Annotated in this window: 16 protein-coding genes; 13 read left to right on the top strand and 3 right to left on the bottom strand. The window is 69.6% G+C overall.

The annotated features are described in order from the left end of the window. Positions 1–16: 16 nt before the first annotated feature. Positions 17–832 (top strand): pyrroline-5-carboxylate reductase, encoded by an 816-nt coding sequence (gene proC / locus M3B11_RS01215; protein ID WP_259874756.1) that lies wholly within the window; start codon positions 17–19, stop codon positions 830–832. Between the two features lie 28 nt (positions 833–860). Here the strand turns inward: proC and M3B11_RS01210 are convergent, their stop codons facing one another. The 3 genes from M3B11_RS01210 to M3B11_RS01200 form a co-directional block, all read right to left on the bottom strand. Beyond that, entirely contained in the window at positions 861–2,522 is a 1,662-nt protein-coding gene (locus M3B11_RS01210) for a SulP family inorganic anion transporter (RefSeq protein ID WP_396121511.1), read from the bottom strand. Between the two features lie 140 nt (positions 2,523–2,662). Continuing rightward, positions 2,663–3,340 (bottom strand): TrkA family potassium uptake protein, encoded by a 678-nt coding sequence (locus M3B11_RS01205; RefSeq protein WP_254697949.1) that lies wholly within the window; start codon positions 3,338–3,340, stop codon positions 2,663–2,665. Continuing rightward, positions 3,333–4,736 (bottom strand): TrkH family potassium uptake protein, encoded by a 1,404-nt coding sequence (locus M3B11_RS01200; RefSeq protein ID WP_259874751.1) that lies wholly within the window; start codon positions 4,734–4,736, stop codon positions 3,333–3,335. Before M3B11_RS01200 ends, M3B11_RS01205 begins: the two co-directional genes overlap by 8 nt. Before the next feature lie 96 nt (positions 4,737–4,832). Here M3B11_RS01200 and M3B11_RS01195 point away from each other — a divergent pair, with 96 nt between their 5' ends. From M3B11_RS01195 to M3B11_RS01140, 12 genes are all read left to right on the top strand, one after another. After that, positions 4,833–6,035 (top strand): acetoin utilization protein AcuC, encoded by a 1,203-nt coding sequence (locus tag M3B11_RS01195; protein ID WP_259874749.1) that lies wholly within the window; start codon positions 4,833–4,835, stop codon positions 6,033–6,035. Positions 6,036–6,178: 143 nt separating this feature from the next. Beyond that, positions 6,179–6,277 (top strand): 30S ribosomal protein bS22, encoded by a 99-nt coding sequence (locus M3B11_RS01190; RefSeq protein WP_005504750.1) that lies wholly within the window; start codon positions 6,179–6,181, stop codon positions 6,275–6,277. Between the two features lie 90 nt (positions 6,278–6,367). Next, complete coding sequence (locus tag M3B11_RS01185) at positions 6,368–6,634, top strand: glutaredoxin family protein (RefSeq protein WP_259874747.1); 267 nt, start codon at positions 6,368–6,370, stop codon at positions 6,632–6,634. Between the two features lie 60 nt (positions 6,635–6,694). Further along, entirely contained in the window at positions 6,695–7,408 is a 714-nt protein-coding gene (locus M3B11_RS01180; protein WP_259874745.1) for a redox-sensing transcriptional repressor Rex, read from the top strand. Beyond that, positions 7,405–9,906 carry a glutamyl-tRNA reductase gene (gene hemA, locus M3B11_RS01175; protein WP_259874743.1) on the top strand — a complete coding sequence of 834 codons (2,502 nt, stop codon included), beginning with the start codon at positions 7,405–7,407 and terminating at the stop codon, positions 9,904–9,906. Before M3B11_RS01180 ends, hemA begins: the two co-directional genes overlap by 4 nt. Beyond that, positions 9,903–11,507 carry a uroporphyrinogen-III synthase gene (locus tag M3B11_RS01170; protein ID WP_259874740.1) on the top strand — a complete coding sequence of 535 codons (1,605 nt, stop codon included), beginning with the start codon at positions 9,903–9,905 and terminating at the stop codon, positions 11,505–11,507. The genes hemA and M3B11_RS01170 overlap by 4 nt, the downstream gene beginning before the upstream one ends. Positions 11,508–11,515: 8 nt before the next feature. Then, entirely contained in the window at positions 11,516–12,571 is a 1,056-nt protein-coding gene (gene hemB, locus M3B11_RS01165; RefSeq protein ID WP_259874739.1) for a porphobilinogen synthase, read from the top strand. Continuing rightward, positions 12,568–13,095 (top strand): MarR family winged helix-turn-helix transcriptional regulator, encoded by a 528-nt coding sequence (locus tag M3B11_RS01160; protein WP_259874737.1) that lies wholly within the window; start codon positions 12,568–12,570, stop codon positions 13,093–13,095. The genes hemB and M3B11_RS01160 overlap by 4 nt, the downstream gene beginning before the upstream one ends. A 65-nt stretch (positions 13,096–13,160) precedes the next feature. After that, positions 13,161–14,501, top strand: a complete 1,341-nt coding sequence (hemL, locus tag M3B11_RS01155; protein WP_259874734.1) for a glutamate-1-semialdehyde 2,1-aminomutase — start codon at positions 13,161–13,163, stop codon at positions 14,499–14,501. After that, on the top strand, positions 14,498–15,172 hold the full coding sequence (locus M3B11_RS01150) for a histidine phosphatase family protein (protein ID WP_259874732.1): 675 nt from the start codon (positions 14,498–14,500) through the stop codon (positions 15,170–15,172). Before hemL ends, M3B11_RS01150 begins: the two co-directional genes overlap by 4 nt. After that, positions 15,169–15,780 carry a TlpA disulfide reductase family protein gene (locus tag M3B11_RS01145; RefSeq protein ID WP_259874730.1) on the top strand — a complete coding sequence of 204 codons (612 nt, stop codon included), beginning with the start codon at positions 15,169–15,171 and terminating at the stop codon, positions 15,778–15,780. The genes M3B11_RS01150 and M3B11_RS01145 overlap by 4 nt, the downstream gene beginning before the upstream one ends. After that, the gene (locus M3B11_RS01140; RefSeq protein ID WP_102161374.1) at positions 15,777–16,541 is read left to right on the top strand and encodes a cytochrome c biogenesis CcdA family protein; all 765 of its coding nucleotides are present in this window, start codon (positions 15,777–15,779) and stop codon (positions 16,539–16,541) included. The genes M3B11_RS01145 and M3B11_RS01140 overlap by 4 nt, the downstream gene beginning before the upstream one ends. Positions 16,542–16,553 lie beyond the last annotated feature (12 nt).

Genomic DNA, 16,553 nt, shown 5'->3' with positions numbered 1-16,553 from the left:
CCGACAGGAGGACCTCATGACACTGGCATTCATCGGCACCGGATCGATGGGTACCGCCCTGCTGGCAGGAGTCATCGCCGGCGGCTGCGACCCGGCTGAGATCATCGCGACGACGAAGTCCGCCGACAGCGCCCGCAGCCTCGAACGCGAGCACGGGGTCCGCGCCCTGGCCCTTGACGACGATCCCGGCGCCAATCGCAGCGCTGCCGCCGAGGCGGACTGCGTTCTCCTCGGCGTCAAGCCGTGGATGGTCAAGGACACCGCCGCCGAGGTGGGTGCTGCGATGGCAGCCGACGCGATCCTCGTGTCGATGGCCGCAGGCGTCACCCTCGATCAGCTGGCAGCCGCCTCCGGGCGCGAGGCGGTCGTGCGGATCATGCCGAACACGCCCTGCCAGATCGGCTGCGGGGTCATCTCGCTGTCCCCAGCTGACGCGGTCAGCCCGGACAGGGTCGAGACCCTGCGTCAGCTGCTGTCCGGTGCCGGTGATGTCGTGCCCCTAGACGAAGATCTCATCCCGGCGATGACCGGAATCTCCGGTTCGGGAGTCGCCTACTTCTTCCTGCTCGCTGAGGAGATGGTCAAGGCCGGTGTGGCGATGGGCCTCGATGAGCAGACCGCCGCCGGCATGGTCGTGCGCACCGCCGAGGGCGCTGGACGGCTGCTGGCCAAGCACCCGGACCCTGCGGCGCTGCGCACGGCGGTGACGAGCACCGGCGGGACGACCCACGCGGCGATCACGACATTCGACGACGCCGGATTCGCAGACCTGGTCGCACGCGCGGCCCAGGCCGCCGGGCAGCGGGCCATCGAGATGGCCGAGGAGTACTGAACCGAGGAGTACCGAGCCGGCGAGCCGGTCAGCCAGCGCGACGCTCCCGCTCGATGTGGGTGCGTGCGTGCGCGACTGCGGCGTCGAGGTCGTCGAAGAGGTGATTGGGGTGCCGCAGAGCCGCTGACAGCCCGCCGGTGCGGGCCAGCCGCTCATGGCGGGCCTGGATGCCTTTGACGAGCACCGTGATGCCGCGGCGCTCGAGTGTGGTGACGAGTTCGGTGATGACCCGGGCGCCGGTCGAGTCGAGCATCCGGATCTGCGACATCCTGAGGATGACGACCGAGACGTCTTCGATATCGGCCAGCTCGGTCAGCAGCCGGTCGCCGACACCGAAGAACAGCGCCCCGTCGAGCCGGAACAGGGCGATGCGCTCATCGCCGGGCTGCGCCGCGCCCGGCAGCTCCTCCCGCGTCGTCGTCGACTGCGCCGACAGGGTGCGCAGCGCGAAGAACGCGGTGACGACGATGCCGATCCCGACCGCGATGATGAGATCGAAGGACACGGTGATGAGGGCGGTGAGCCAGAAGACGAGCGCATCGGCACGCGAGGCGCGGCACACCTCGGCGGCCACAGGCACATTCACCATCCGCACCGCCGTCAGCAGCAGCACCCCAGCCAGCGCGGCGAGCGGGATCTGGGAGACGAAGCGGGCGGCGAAGAGCACCACACCGATGAGCACGAGAGCGTGGACGACGGCCGCCAGACGCGTCTGCGCACCGGAGCGGATGTTGACGGCCGTGCGCGCGATCGCACCGGTGGCCGGCATGCCGCCGAAGAACCCGGCGCCGATCGACGCCAGCCCCTGGCCAACGAGCTCTCGGTCTCCGTTGTAGTGCCCGACCGGGCTGAGTGTCGACGCGACGCGGGCCGAGAGCAGCGACTCGATCGCCGCCAGTGCTGCGACCGTGAGTGCGGGACCGGACAGGGCGGCGATGAGGTGCAGATCGAAGGCCGGCAGATGCGGCAGCGGCAGCGTCTCGGGCAGGGTGCCGATGCGCTCAAGCGGAGCGTTGAGCCAGGCGGCGAGCAGCGCGGCGACGATGATCGCGATGATCGAGCCGGGCAGCTGCGGGTGGATGAGCGGGGCCAGCAGCATGATGCCGATGACGAGGACCACGGTGCTCAGCGTCCAGCCGAGCTGCGGCCAGCTGGCCCCGGCGGCGGCCTGCACGGCGTGGACGACGGCGTTGCGCGACTGCCCGGTGTCACTGCCGAGGGCAGCCGGGATCTGCTGGAAGAAGATGATCGTCGCAATCCCGAGCGTGAAGCCCTCGATGACGGGAAACGGGATGAACGCGACGCTGCGGCCCAGCCGCAGCAGCCCGGCGAGGACGACGAGGGCACCGGCCATGAGGGCGACGACCGGGATCGCGGCAGGACCGTGGGCAGCGGCGATCGGGGCGAGCACGACGACCATCGCACCGGTCGGCCCGGACACCTGCACATGCGAACCGCCGAAGACCGCGGCAATGAGGCCGGCGACGATCGCCGTGACGAGTCCGGCCTCGGCCCTGAGCCCTGAGGAGATCGCGAATGCCAGCGCCAGCGGCAGCGCGACGATGCCGACGGTGAGACCGGCGAGCAGATCCCGCCGCCACGTCTGCGGCAGCCGCCGGTAGTCCGCCGCATTGGGCAGCAGCGAGGCGCGCGGCAGCCGCGCGCGCAGGCGGCTGGGCTCAGGGGGCACAGGCACCGTCACACCTCCGGCAGTCGACACAGGCACCCCCAGCGACCCGCTGGGGGCCGAGCATCCTCATCAAAGCACACCGGCGGCCGTCGCGGGGGCAGTGTCAGGAAGCTGAGACCGCCGGGCTCAGCGTGTGGGGTTCAGGGACGGCCGGCGAAGCGGCCGAGCAGCTCGACGTGACCGGCGACGATGAGGACGTCCTGGCTGCCGATGCGGGAGGACGGCTCCGGGTAGGTGAAGTCCCGCCCGGGGCTCTTGATGCCGACGACGGTGACGCCGTAGGTGTCGCGGATGCCGGATTCGGCGAGCGTGAAGCCCTGCACCTCCTTCGGTGGGCGCATCTTGACGACAGCGAAGTGGCCGTCGTCGAACTCGATGTAGTCGAGCATCTGCGAGGACACGAGGTGGGCTACGCGCGCTCCGGCCTCGGATTCGGGGAACAGCACATGCTCAGCGCCGATGCGGCGCAGGATCTTGCCGTGGGAGTTCGAGATCGCCTTCGCCCACACCTGGTCGATGCCGAGGTCGACGAGATTGGCCGTCGAGAGCACACTTGCCTCGATTGAGGTGCCGATGCCGACGACCGCGGTCGAGAAGTCCTGGACACCCAGCTGGCGCAGCGCTTCGATGTTCGTCGCATCCGCCTCGACGACGTGGGTGAGCCGGCCGGACCACTCCTGGACCATCTCCGCATTTCGCTCGACAGCCATCACCTCGCGGCCGAGCCTGATGAGGTTCTCAGCCGTCGAAGCGCCGAAGCGGCCGAGGCCGATGACGAGGATCGCATCGTTCGCGGGTTTTCCCGACTGCTTAGCCAATGATCGGCCTCTCCTCCGGATAGCGGAACAGACGTTGCTGGTGTCTGGCGGACAGCGAGGCCGCCAAGGTAATCGTACCGAGCCGGCCGAGGAACATGAGAGCACTGAGGACGTACAGACCGGCATCAGGGGACTTCTCCGTCACTCCGGAGGACAGCCCGCAGGTGGCGAAGGCGGAGATGACATCGAAGACGACCTCATCGAGCGGCAGCCGCGTGATGTGCAGCATGAGCAGAGTGCCGACGAAGACGAGCGCGGCGCCGGCGAGCGTGATCGAGATCGCTACGCGCACCGCTGCCGGGTCGATGCGCCGGTGGAAGACGGTGACGTCCCTGAGCCCGCGCGCCTCGGCGAGCGCGGCGAGGACGAGCACCGCGATCGTCGTGACCTTGATGCCGCCGGCGGTCGAGGACGAGCCGCCGCCGATGAACATGAGGACGTCGATGAGCAGATGGCTGGTGCCGTACATCTCGGTGACGTCGATCGAGGCCATGCCCCCGGACCGCGGCATCGCGGCCATGAACAGGGTGTTGGTGATCGAATCGCCCAGGCTCAGCCCGCCGATCGTCTTCTCGTTGCCGGATTCGAAGATGTACAGCAGCACGAAGGACACGAGCAGCAGCACTCCGGTGGTCGCCAGCGTCAGCTTCGTGTGCAGATCCCAGCCGCGCGGGCGATTCCACGTGATCGCGACCATGAGCACCACCGGGAAGCCGAGCGAGCCGATGAGCATCGAGACCATGAGCACCATGAGGATCCACGGATCGTCGGCGAAGTACTCGATGCCCCCGGTGTGCAGCGTGAACCCGGCGTTGTTGAAGGAGGTCACGGCATAGAACAGGCCGTGCCACAGCGCTTCGCCCAGCGTCTCGCCGCGGATGAGGAAGCGGGGGGTGAGCAGGGCCATGATGACAGCTTCGACGGCGAAGATCGTGATGAGCACTGCGCGCAGCAGCGTGCCGACCTGGCCGATCTGGAAGGTGTTCGTCGCCTGTGCGGCGATGAGCCGCTGACGCACGCCCAGCCGTTTCGACACCGCCATCCCGAGCAGCGACGCCAGTGTCAGGATGCCGAGGCCGCCGACCTGCATCGCCGCGACCATCACCCAGTGGCCGAACGTCGACCAGTACTCCTCGGTCACGACCGGGGTCAGGCCGGTGACGCAGACGGTGGACACAGCGACGAACAGACTGTTGGCGAACGAGTAGTCGGACGCGTCGGCGTGGGCGACCGGCAGCGACAGCAGCACCGTGAAGATCGCGATCGCGATGACGAACGAGGCGATCGCCAGCCGCGCCGGCGAGGCCTCGGCGACCTCGTCGAGGACGTCGCGCAGCCGCCGCCCCGGGTGGAACACCCGGTCGGTGAAGGTCGTCTTCGGTCGCTGATGAGCCACAGCGTCAGTGTAGCCGGGGGCGGTGCGGCTGCCGCGGCGCTGGTGGCGGGACGGTGCGCTGTTCCGCAGCTCACACCGAACCAGTAGAGTATGGCCATGGCCAAGCGAGAGACAGAAGTCTTCGTCATCTGGGACGAATCCTTCACGCAGTACAACTTCGGACCGACCCATCCGATGAACCCGCTGCGCCTCGACCTGACCGCGAAGCTCGCGACCGAATTCGGTCTCTTCGACCACCCTCGCATCCACATCTCCGGCGTCGGCGGCGTCGACGAGGACGCGCTCGCAGCCCTGCACACCCAGGACTTCATCGACGCAGTCAAACGCGCCGAGACGACCACGGACATCGCCCCTGACGTTGCGCAGACCTTCGGAGTCGGCACCGATGACGTGCCCCGCTTCGACAGGATCCATGAAGCCTCCGGACGGATCTTCCAAGGCAGTCTCGAAGCCGCCCGCGCCATCACCTCGGGACGCTATGAGCGGGCGGTGAACTTCTGCGGCGGGATGCACCATGCGATGCCGGGCAGGGCCGCCGGATTCTGCATCTACAACGACCTCGCCGCCGCCATCCAGCATTTCCTCGACCACGGCTATGAGCGGATCTGCTACATCGACCTCGACGCCCACCACGGGGACGGCACCGAGCGCTTCTACTGGGACGACCCGCGGGTCATGACGATCTCCGTGCACGAGAACGGCCGCTTCCTGTTCCCCGGCACCGGCTTCGCCAACGACATCGGCGGACTCGACGCCGCCGCCTCAGCCGTCAACATCGCCCTGCCCCCGCGCACCGACGACCACGACTGGCTGCGCGCCCTCGACGCCGTCATCCCGGCCGTGATCCGCGAATTCGACCCGCAGGTCATCGTCAGCCAGCACGGCTGCGACGGGCATTCCGCCGACCCGCTCACCCACCTGCGGCTCAGCGTCGACGCGATGCGCGTGGCCACCCAGTGGGTGCGCGACGTCGCCGACGACTACGCCGAGGGCAGGTGGCTGGCCACCGGCGGCGGGGGATATGCGCTCGTCGAAGTCGTCCCCCGGGCCTGGACGAACCTCGTCGCGATCGCGGCTGGAGCCGACATCGACCCCGCCACCGCGCTGCCGGAGCGCTGGCGGACCTACGTCGAGGATGTCACCCGGATCACCGCACCGCACATGATGACCGACGGCCACGACGGCACCTTCGACCCGTGGGCCAACGGCTACGATCCCGAATCCGACCTCGACCGCACCGTCATGTCGACGCGGAAGAACATCTTCCCCTTCTACGGCCTCGACGCCCACTTCGACTGACATCCGACCCGCCGCGCAGGCGGCCTCCTTGACTCGAGTGCGCAGTTTTGGAATAGCTCCAGGCAACGATAGAATTAAGCGGTTACGTCTGACAGGCGAACGAACAGTGTTCGCCCCGATCGCCTACCCGTGAGGATTTATCTATGGGCTCAGTCATCAAGAAGCGCCGCAAGCGGATGTCGAAGAAGAAGCACCGGAAGCTTCTGCGCAAGACCCGCCACCAGCGCCGCAACAAGAAGTAAGCGGCTGCGTGCGTCCCCGTCGTTTCGAGCGGCGGGGTTTCGTGCTGATAAGGCCCCGGCACGCAGGCCGACAGCGAGGAGGATGACCGGATGAGCGTCGAGCTGACGTTCCTCACCCGCCCCGGATGCGGGCTGTGCGTCACCGCCATGGACATCATCGAGGACACCCTCGGCCAGCACATCGCCGCAGCCGACGTCACGGTCACCGTCGTCGACATCGAAACCGACGCCGACCTCCTCGCCCAGCACGAATGGGACATCCCCGTCGTGCTGCTCAACGGCCGCAAGCACGCCAAGCACCGCATCGACGGGGCCCGGCTGAGGCGCACCGTCGAGACACTGCTCGCCCGCGGCTGAGACCGCCGGCGGGCCACACACCATACGGCATCGTGACACAGACAGGGGGTGAGGTCGTTGGTGAGCACCGCTTCGCAATCCGGCGGCACCGGACTGTCCTCCGTGCCCGCCCCGGTCGTCGCCCGCATGCCCGGCTACCTGCACGCCCTTGACGAACTCGCCGCCGCCGGCCAGCAGACGGTCTCCAGCGAGGAGCTCGCCGGGCGCTGCGCCGTCGGCTCGGCGATCCTGCGCCGCGACCTGTCCCACCTCAAGTTCGCCGGCCGCCGCGGCGTCGGTTACGACACCGCCGCCCTCGGTGCCGCGGTGCGCCGCTTCCTCGGCCTCGACCGCACCCGCCGCATCGCCATCGCCGGTGCCGGCCGCCTCGGCTCGGCGATCGCCGACTACGCTGCCGTGCGCTTCAGCGGATTCGAGCTCACCGCCGTGTTCGACACCGCACCCGAGGTGGTGGGCACCACCGTCGGCGGCGCGCCCGTCCTGCCGATCGAACAGCTGGCGTCCGTCACCGCCGAGACCGGCATCGAGATGCTCATCATCGCCGTGCCCGCCCCTGCCGCCCAGGCTGTCGCCGAAGCCGCTGTCGCCGCCGGCATTACCGGCCTGCTCAACTTCGCCCCCGCTATGGTCACCGTGCCCGAGGACGTGCACGTGCGCCATGTTGACCTCGCCACCGAGCTGCGGGTCCTCGCCCACTACACCGCCCCGGCCCAGCCGGCCGGAATCGACTCGACCGACCTTCGCAACACACGTCCTAGGGAGCATGCACTGTGACATTCCTCGTGCTCGGGATCTCACATCGGTCCGCACCGATGTCCGTCCTCGATGCCATCGCGCTCGACTCAGACGGAGTCGAGGCATTGGCCGCCGGGGTGCGCGCCGGTGACTACGTCGACGGCGCCTGCGTGCTCTCGACATGCAACCGGCTCGAGGTCATCGCCGACGCCTCGGCCTTCCACGGCGGCCTGGCCGACATCGGCTCCGCGCTCGTCGACGCCACCGGCCTGGACTGGACGCGGCTGTCCGAGCACGTCTACGTCTACTACGACGCCAAGGCCGTCGAACACCTCCTCACGCTCGCCTGCGGCCTCGACTCGATGGCCGTCGGCGAAGCCCAGATCCTCGGTCAGCTGCGAAGCGCCTACGTGCACGCCCAACAGGCCGGTCAGCTGACGAAGGAACTCGGCATCGTGCTGCAGCAGGCGCTGCGGGTCGGTAAGCGGGCGCATGCCGAAACCGAACTCGACTCCGTCTCCCAGTCCCTGCTCGATAAGGCGCTGACCTCCGCCGAGGCGCACATCGGCAGCCTGGAGCGGGCCAGCGCTCTCGTCGTCGGCGCCGGGGCGATGTCCGGGCTGAGCGTCGCGACCCTGCAGCGGGCAGGCGTCGCCCGCATCACCGTGATGAACCGGACGGTGGAGAAGGCCGAACGGCTCGTCGCCCCTGTCGGCGGCCGTGCCGTCGAGCTGACCGCCGACACCCTCACCGCCGAGATCGCTGATGCGGACCTCATCGTCTCCGTCACCGGGTCGCGCGGCACTGTGCTCTCGCGCGAGGACATCATCGCCGGCATGCAGGCCGACTTCGACCAGCAGCCCAACAAGTTCCTCGTCGACCTCGCCCTGCCGCGTGACATCGACCCGAGCGTGCGCGAACTGCCCCACATCCGGCTCATCGGCCTCGCAGAGCTCTCCGAGATGTTCGCCGAATCCGATCTGCGCAGCCCGTCCGGCGTCGTCGAGATCGTCGCGGAAGTCCGCAGCATCATCCGCGACGAGCTCGCCGCCTACCGCGCCGAGCACAAGGCCCGCTCGATCGCCCCGACCGTCACCGCGCTGCGCTCGCACGCCGAGACCACTGTGGCCGGTGAGTTCGAGCGACTGAGCCGCAAGATCGGCGCGAAGGTCGACGGCGAGGTCCTCGACGAGATCCGCACCGCGCTCAAGCGCACCGCCGACAAGCTCGTCCACACCCCGACCGTGCGGGTCAAGCAGCTGTCCGTGCAGGATTCCGACGTCGACTATGCCGCGGCCCTGACTCAGCTCTTCGACTTGAGTGCCACCTCCGGCCGCCGCGCCGAGCCCCAGCGCATCGACCGCTCGAAGGTCTCCGTCACCGCCCCCGGTGTCACCCCGGTCACCGCCCGGACCGACCACCACGTCGAGGCCGACGGGCTGCGCCCGGTCGCCGACCACACCCTCGACGTCGTCGAACCGGCCCATTACGTCGGCCGGACCGTCAAGCTCGGCACCCGCCGCTCCCGCCTGGCCCGCTCTCAGTCGACAGCGGTCGCCCAGCAGATCGCCGCACAGACCGGCTGGCGGGTCGAGATCGTCGAGGTCGTCACCGAAGGCGACGTGAACATGAGCCCGCTGGCCGCGATGGGCGGCTCCGGCGTGTTCGTCTCCGCGGTGCGTACGGCCCTGCTGACCGGCAGGATCGACATCGCCGTCCACTCGCTCAAAGACCTGCCGACCGCCCCGGCCGCTGGCATCGACCTCGTCGCCGTGCCCCCGCGCGTCGACCCCTCCGATGTGCTCATCGCCCGCGACGGCATGACCCTGGCCGAACTGCCCGCCGGCGCCGTGCTCGGCACCGGCTCGCCCAGGCGCGCCGCCCAGCTGCGCGCCGCCCGGCCCGACATCGAGGTCCGCGGGGTGCGCGGTAACGTCGACACCCGCATCAAGCACGTCACCGACGGCCGCCTCGACGGCGTCGTGCTGGCCGCCGCCGGGGTGCGCCGCATCGGCCGGCTGGCCGAAGTCACCGACGTCCTCGACGCCGCCGTCATGCTCCCGGCCCCCGGGCAGGGCGCCCTGGCCGTCGAATGCCGGGCTGCCAACGCCGATGTCGGCGAGTTCGACACCGAGCTGCGCGCAGCCCTGTCCGGCATCCACGACCCCGACACCGCCCTGGCCGTGCAGGCCGAACGCGCGATCCTCGCCCATGCCGAAGCCGGCTGCTCCGCCCCGATCGGCGCGCTTGCCGAGATCGACGGCAACGCACTCACCCTCACCGGTGTGATGGCAGACGACACCGGCCGCCTGCAGCGGGTGACCCGCACCGCCGACCTCACCACCGCCTCGGGCGCGGACGACCGCCCGGTCATCGCCAAGGAGCTCGGCAGCGCAATCGCTGACGAGCTGCTCACCATCCTCGGTGTCGTCCCCGACACCGTCACCGGCGCCAACGCCCCGAGCGCGCACATCGACCCGCGCAGCGAACACGCCGCGGCACCGGACCGGCAGTCCGTGAGCGAGGTGAGCCGATGAGCCAGGATTCCCGTCCCGAGGCGCAGTCGTCTGCCCGTCCGATCGTCCACTTCCTCGGCGCCGGCCCCGGCGACCCGGGGCTCATGACGTACAAGGGTGCTGAGCTGCTCGAGCGCGCTACCCTCGTCGTCTACGACGCCGGCGAACTCGACGATATCGTCAACGCCTACGTCCCGGCCTCAGCTACCCGGCTCGATTCGGCCGAACTCGGCTCGGCGGCGACCACCCGCGGGCGCAAGCTCGCCCAGCTGGCCCGCGAGTACACCCGGGTCGTGCGCATCGTCCCGCACGACGGCGTGCTGTTCTCCACCACCACCGATGAAGCCGCCGGCTGCAAGCGCAACGGCGTCGACTTCGAGATCGTGCCCGGCGTCGGGCTGACCTCGTCGGTGTCGGCCTACACCGGCACCCCGATCACCACCAGCCGGGTGCGCTCGGTTCGCTTCATTGAGGCAAGCCCGCAGACCTACGTCGACGTCGCCCGCCACCGCAACACCGGCCACGTCATCACCGGCAGCGTCGACGAGGTCTCGGTGGCCATCGACAGCCTGCTCGGCGACGACTGGGCTGGCGACACCCCGATCCTGCTCACGATCGGGGTCTCGACCCTCCAGCAGGTCTCCGTGGAGACGACGCTCGGCGATTCCGGCCGGCACCTGGCCAAAGCGAGCCCCGACCAGCGGGTCGTCATGCTCATGGGCCAGGGCATCGACATGCGCAAGGAGCTGTCCTGGTTCGAGACCAAGCCGCTGTTCGGCTGGAAGGTGCTCATCCCGCGCCCCCGCGAACAGGCCCCGGCCACCCAGGATCTGCTGGCCGAATACGGTGCCGAAGGCACCATTGTGCCGACGATCGCGATTCAGCCGCCGCGCACCCCGAACCAGATGGAGAAGGCGATCCGCGCGCTCGTCGAAGGCGACTACCAGTGGGTCGGCTTCACGTCTGTCAACGCCGTGGCTGTGGTGCGCAACTGGCTTGAGGATCTCGGTCTCGACGCCCGCTGCCTGGCCGGCGTCAAGGTCGCCGCGGTCGGCGACCAGACCGCGGCCAGCCTGCAGGAATGGGGTGTGATCCCCGACCTCGTGCCCTCCGGCGAGCAGTCCGCTCGTGGGATGCTCGAGGACTGGCCGCCGTTCGACGACAGCTACCACGCGATGAATCGGGTGCTGCTGCCGCGCGCCGACATCGCCGGTGAGGTGCTCGTCACCGGATTGCGCGAGGAGGGCTGGGAGGTCGACGACGTCACCGCCTACCGCACCGTGCGCGCCGCCCCGCCGCCGGCCCCGGTGCGCGAGGCGATCAAACGCGGTGACTTCGATGCGGTGCTCTTCACCTCCTCGTCGACCGTGCGCAACCTCGTCGGCATCGCCGGCAAGCCCTTCCACACCACCGTCGTCGCCTGCATCGGCCCGGCGACGGCACAGACCGCCACCGACCACGGCCTGCGCGTCGACGTCATGGCCGATGAAGCCAACCTCGGCTCCGTCGTCACCGGGCTCGTCGAGTACGCCCGCGACCGCCGCGAGGAGATGCTCGCCGCAGGCCGGACCCCGCTGCGCCCGTCGCAGACCCGCCGACGCAGCTCACGCCGCAAGAAGTGAGGATGCACATGACGCCACCCAACCCGTCTGCACACGCGACCGATCACGCTCTCGGGCTGGCCCCGGGCGCGATCCGCCCGCGCCGCCTGCGCACCACCCCGGCCCTGCGCCGGTTGGTCGCCGAACACCGCCTCGACCCCGCTCAGCTCATCCTGCCGATGTTCGTCAAGGAGACCCTCGACGCCCCCATCGAGCTGCAGGGCATGCCCGGAGTCTTCCAGCACACCCTCGACTCGCTTGTCGAGGCCGCCCAGCAGGCCGCAGATGCCGGCGTCGGCGGGATCATGCTCTTCGGCATCCCCGCCGAACGCGACCCCGAAGGCAGCCAGGCCTGCGCCGCTGACGGGATCCTCAACCGTGCCATCACCGCCGTGGCCGAGGCGGTCGGTGAGGACACCGTCGTGATGGCCGATCTGTGCCTGGATGAGTTCACCTCCCACGGCCACTGCGGCGTGCTCGCCGATGACGGCAGCGTCGACAACGACGCGACCCTCGACCGTTATGCCCAGATGGCGCTCGCCCAGGCCCGCGCCGGGGCCCACGTGCTCGGCCTGTCGGGCATGATGGACGGCCAGGTCGCTGCCGTGCGCGCCACCCTCGACGCCGCCGGATTCACCGATGTCGTAGTCCTCGGCTACACCGCCAAATACTCTTCGGCCTTCTACGGGCCCTTCCGCGAAGCCGTCGAATCCCAGCTCGAAGGAGACCGCCGCACCTACCAGCAGGACCCGGCCAACGGCCGTGAGGCGATGCGCGAGCTCGAACTCGACCTCGCCGAAGGCGCTGACATCGTCATGGTCAAACCCGGCCTGCCCTACCTCGACGTCCTCGCCCATGTCGCTGAGGCCTCCCCGGTGCCGGTGTGGGCCTACCAGATCTCCGGCGAATACGCGATGGTCGAGTTCGCCGCCCGGGCAGGGGCCATCGACCGGATGCCGGCGATCCTCGAAAGCCTCACCTGCTTTGTGCGCGCCGGCGCTGATGCGGTGCTCACCTACTGGGCGACCGAAGTCGCCGAGCACCTGAACGCCGCGGCCGCCGGCAGGGCAGGCAGGCGAGGATGATGGAGCGCGACCGGGTGTGCGACGGCGAGCGGGTCCCGTACGTCTCACCGGTGACCGAGGCGCCGGATGAGCCGCGGTGGCTCAGCGCGGACCAGCAGGTGGCCTGGCGCAGCTTCCTCATCGCCCACCAGCTGCTCATGAGCCAGCTCGACAAGGAGCTGCGCCAGACCCACCGCATCGGGCTGCCCGAATACGAAGTCCTTGTCCACCTCTCCGAACAGGCGGGTCGCTGCATGCGCATGGCGCTGCTCGCCGACGATATGGGCATGAGCCGGTCACGGCTGACCCACATCGTGTCCCGGATGGAGAAGCGCGGGCTCGTCGAGCGCACCGCGATCGCCGAGGACGGCCGCGGCATCAACTGCTCCCTCACCGACGACGGCTGGACGCTGCTCAAGCGCTCCGCCCCGCTGCACGTCGAAGGCGTGCGCCAGCACCTCATCGATCTGCTCGACGACAGTGAGATCGAGACGATGCGCTCGATCTTCCTCAAAGTGAATTCCCATATGCGCGACGTACCCTAAGTGCCGCATGCGCCCTGGCCAGCGGCCGGGCACCTGACCGTGACGAACCGCCGAAAAGGAGCTCCATGACCTCGCAGAACCTGACAGCCTCCCAGCAGCTCTTCGACCGGGCGCTGACCGTCACCCCCGGTGGCGTCAACTCACCGGTCAGGGCCTTCGGAGCTGTCGGCGGCACCCCGCGCTTCATCGACTCGGCACAGGGTGCGATGCTGCGCGATGTCGACGGCAACGACTACATCGACCTCATCGGCTCCTGGGGGCCGATGATCCTCGGCCACGCCCACCCCCAGGTGCTCGCCGCCGTCACCGAGGCCGCGCAGAAGGGCTTCTCCTTCGGCACCCCGTCGGCCAATGAGGTGGCGCTGGCTGAGGAGATCGTCGCGCGCGTCGAACCGGTCGACGAGGTCCGCCTCGTGTCCTCGGGCACCGAGGCGACGATGTCGGCGATCCGCCTGGCCCGCGGCTTCACTGGCCGGGCGAAGGTCGTGAAGTTCGCCGGCTGTTACCACGGGCACGTCGACGCGCTGCTCGCCGCCGCCGGCTCCGGACTGGCGACCTTCTCCCTGCCCGACACTCCCGGCGTGACCGGCGCGAGCGCGGCCGACACGATCGTGCTGCCCTACAACGAGCCAGACGCCCTGGCTGCCGCCTTCGCCGAACACGGCGCCGACATCGCCTGCGTCATCACCGAAGCCAGCCCCGGCAACATGGGCGTGGTGCCGCCACGTGACGGATTCACCCAGACGATCCGGTCGCTGACCCGCCAGCACGGCGCACTCATGATCTCCGACGAGGTCATGACCGGCTTCCGCGTCTCGGCCGCCGGCTGGTACGGCTACGAATCCGCCGCCGCCGGCTACCCGGAGGGCGCGGCCGACCTGTTCACCTTCGGCAAGGTCATGGGCGGCGGCTTCCCGGCAGCGGCCTTCGGCGGCCGCGCCGAGGTGATGCAGCACCTCGCCCCGGCAGGCCCGGTCTACCAGGCCGGCACGCTGTCGGGAAACCCGGTCGCCACCGCGGCCGGAGTCACCACCCTGAAGCTCACCACCGAACTCGACGTCTACTCCCACCTCGAACGCGCCGCCGATATCCTCCGCCCAGCCGTCAGCGAGGCGCTGACCGCCGCCGGTGTGCCGCACCGGATCCAGAGCGCGAACTCGATGTTCTCGGTGTTCTTCACCGACCGGGAGGTGCGCAGCTACGATGACGCCCGCGCCCAGGATTCCGCCGCCTACGGGGCGTTCTTCACCAGCATGCTCGAATCCGGCATCCATCTGCCCCCGAGCGCCTTCGAGGCTTGGTTCCTGTCTCTGGCCCACACCGACGAGGTGCTCGAGCGGATCATCGCCGCTCTGCCCGCCGCCGCCTCGGCCGCGGCCAGCCACCGCGGAGGAGAGAAGGCATGAGTCAGGTGCGCATCCACCTCACCCGCCACGGCGAGGTCCACAACCCCGAAGGGCTGCTCTACGGCCGGCTGCCCGGCTATGGGCTCTCGGCCTGCGGACACGAGATGGCCGGCCGGCTCGCCGAGCACTTCACCAGCCCGGACTTCGCCGTTGCGGCACTTGTGAGCTCGCCGCTGCAGCGCGCCCAGGAGACCATCGCCCCGCTGGCCGGTGCTTTGGAGATGACCCCACGGATCGATGAGCGGGTCATCGAGGCCGCCAACAGCTTCGAGGGCATGGTCGTCGACCGCTCGCAGCTGTCGCAGCCGGCCAACCTCGTGCGCCTGCACAACCCGCTGCGCCCGTCATGGGGTGAGCCGTACCGGCAGCAGGTGATGCGCATGCGCGCCGCGATCGCCAGCCTGCGCCGCCGGCTCGAACCCCTGGCTGCCGGCGACGGCGCGGCCGGGGGAAACGGCAGCGTCGACGGCGTCATCGTCTCCCACCAGCTGCCGATCTGGGTGACCCGCCGGGCCGCGGAGGGCCGGCGGCTGTGGCACGATCCGCGCGAACGCGAATGCGCGCTCGCCTCCGTCACCACCTTCACCTATGAGGCAGGAGAGCTCACCGGCATCGATTACACCGATGTGTGCGCTGATCTCCAGCCGGCCAAGGCGGTGCCCGGGGCATGAGTGACCAGCCCTTCGGCCGCCGTCCGCTGAGCCGGCGCGGACTGCTGACGCTGGCCGCCTCGGCCGCCGGAACGATCGTGCTCGCCGGCTGCGCGAGCGAGAACGACGAACTCGCCCAGCAGGCCGGTTCCGAACAGGGATACGTCTCCGGCTCCGGAGTCATCACCCAGGTCGCCCCCGGCGACCGAGGCGAGCCGCTCGACCTCGACTTCGAGACCCTGGACGGCCAGCAGCAGTCCCTGGCCGGGCTGCGCCCCAAGCTCGTCGTCATCAACCTCTGGTACGCCGCCTGCCCGCCGTGCCGCAAGGAGGCCCCGGATCTCATCGAGGTCTCCGAGACGTTCGCCGACGACACCGTGTTCCTCGGCGTCAACGTCCGCGATCAGGCAGGGGCAGCCGAGGCGTTCATCAGGAACTTCGATGTGCCGTACCCGAACATGCTCGACACCGACGGTGCGATGGTCGCCCTGCTCTCGGACATCCTGCCGCCGCAGGCCACCCCATCGACCGTCATCCTCGACACCGAGGGCCGCGCGGCCGCCCGCGCCGTCGGTGCCGTCGACGCCTCGACGCTGAGCGGGATGATCGAAGACGTGCTCGGCGAATGACCGATATCGGCAACACCTTCGCCCAGACGATCCTCGACGGGCCGCTGCTCATCGCGATGCTCGTCGCCGCGCTCGCCGGCGCGGTGTCCTTCGCCTCCCCGTGCGTGCTGCCGCTCGTGCCCGGCTACATCGGGTACGTCACCGGGCTGACCGGCACCTCGATCGAGGACAAGCGCACCTCCACGGTGCTCGGAGGAGTCGCCCTCTTCGTCCTCGGCTTCGCCGTCGTCTTCGTCGCTCTCGGCACCGCCTTCTCCGGGCTCGGCGCTGCAGCGGGGGAGTGGATCGGCCTGCTCACCCGGATCATGGGCGCTGTCGTCATCATCGCCGGCATCGTATTCATGGGCGGCTTCGGCTGGCTGCAACGTGACCGCCGGCTTCAGAAGAAGCCCAAGGCCGGGCTGTGGGGCGCACCCGTGCTCGGAGCGACCTTCGCGCTCGGCTGGGCGCCGTGCATCGGCCCGACCCTGGCCGCCGTGCTCGCCCTCTCCACCGGATTCGGTGCCGAAGGGCAGGTGTGGCGCGGCACGCTGCTGACCTTCGTCTACTGCCTGGGCCTCGGCATCCCGTTCCTCATCGTCGCCTTCCTGCTCCACCGCGGCGCCGGCCGGCTGGCCTGGGTGCGCGAACACCAGCAGACGATCGTGCGGATCGGGGGGATCATGCTCATCCTGCTCGGCCTGCTGCTCGTCACCGGTGTGTGGAACGCCTGGATCCAGCAGCTGCAGGGCACCATCGGCGACTTCGACCTGCTGATCTGACGGCCCCGACCA

This window comes from Brevibacterium sp. p3-SID960, from assembly GCF_025144725.1.
Lineage (GTDB): Bacteria > Actinomycetota > Actinomycetes > Actinomycetales > Brevibacteriaceae > Brevibacterium.
Note: the sequence above shows the minus strand (reverse complement) of the source record. Positions and strands in the feature narration are given on the sequence as shown.

Bases quoted from the DNA above. Each gene is read 5' to 3' on its own strand.
- proC (WP_259874756.1), top strand. From the start codon at position 17: ATGACACTGGCATTCATCGGCACCGGATCGATGGGTACCGCCCTGCTG.
- M3B11_RS01195 (WP_259874749.1), top strand. From the start codon at position 4,833: ATGGCCAAGCGAGAGACAGAAGTCTTCGTCATCTGGGACGAATCCTTC.
- M3B11_RS01190 (WP_005504750.1), top strand. From the start codon at position 6,179: ATGGGCTCAGTCATCAAGAAGCGCCGCAAGCGGATGTCGAAGAAGAAG.
- M3B11_RS01185 (WP_259874747.1), top strand. From the start codon at position 6,368: ATGAGCGTCGAGCTGACGTTCCTCACCCGCCCCGGATGCGGGCTGTGC.
- M3B11_RS01170 (WP_259874740.1), top strand. From the start codon at position 9,903: ATGAGCCAGGATTCCCGTCCCGAGGCGCAGTCGTCTGCCCGTCCGATC.
- hemB (WP_259874739.1), top strand. From the start codon at position 11,516: ATGACGCCACCCAACCCGTCTGCACACGCGACCGATCACGCTCTCGGG.
- M3B11_RS01160 (WP_259874737.1), top strand. From the start codon at position 12,568: ATGATGGAGCGCGACCGGGTGTGCGACGGCGAGCGGGTCCCGTACGTC.
- hemL (WP_259874734.1), top strand. From the start codon at position 13,161: ATGACCTCGCAGAACCTGACAGCCTCCCAGCAGCTCTTCGACCGGGCG.
- M3B11_RS01150 (WP_259874732.1), top strand. From the start codon at position 14,498: ATGAGTCAGGTGCGCATCCACCTCACCCGCCACGGCGAGGTCCACAAC.
- M3B11_RS01145 (WP_259874730.1), top strand. From the start codon at position 15,169: ATGAGTGACCAGCCCTTCGGCCGCCGTCCGCTGAGCCGGCGCGGACTG.
- M3B11_RS01140 (WP_102161374.1), top strand. From the start codon at position 15,777: ATGACCGATATCGGCAACACCTTCGCCCAGACGATCCTCGACGGGCCG.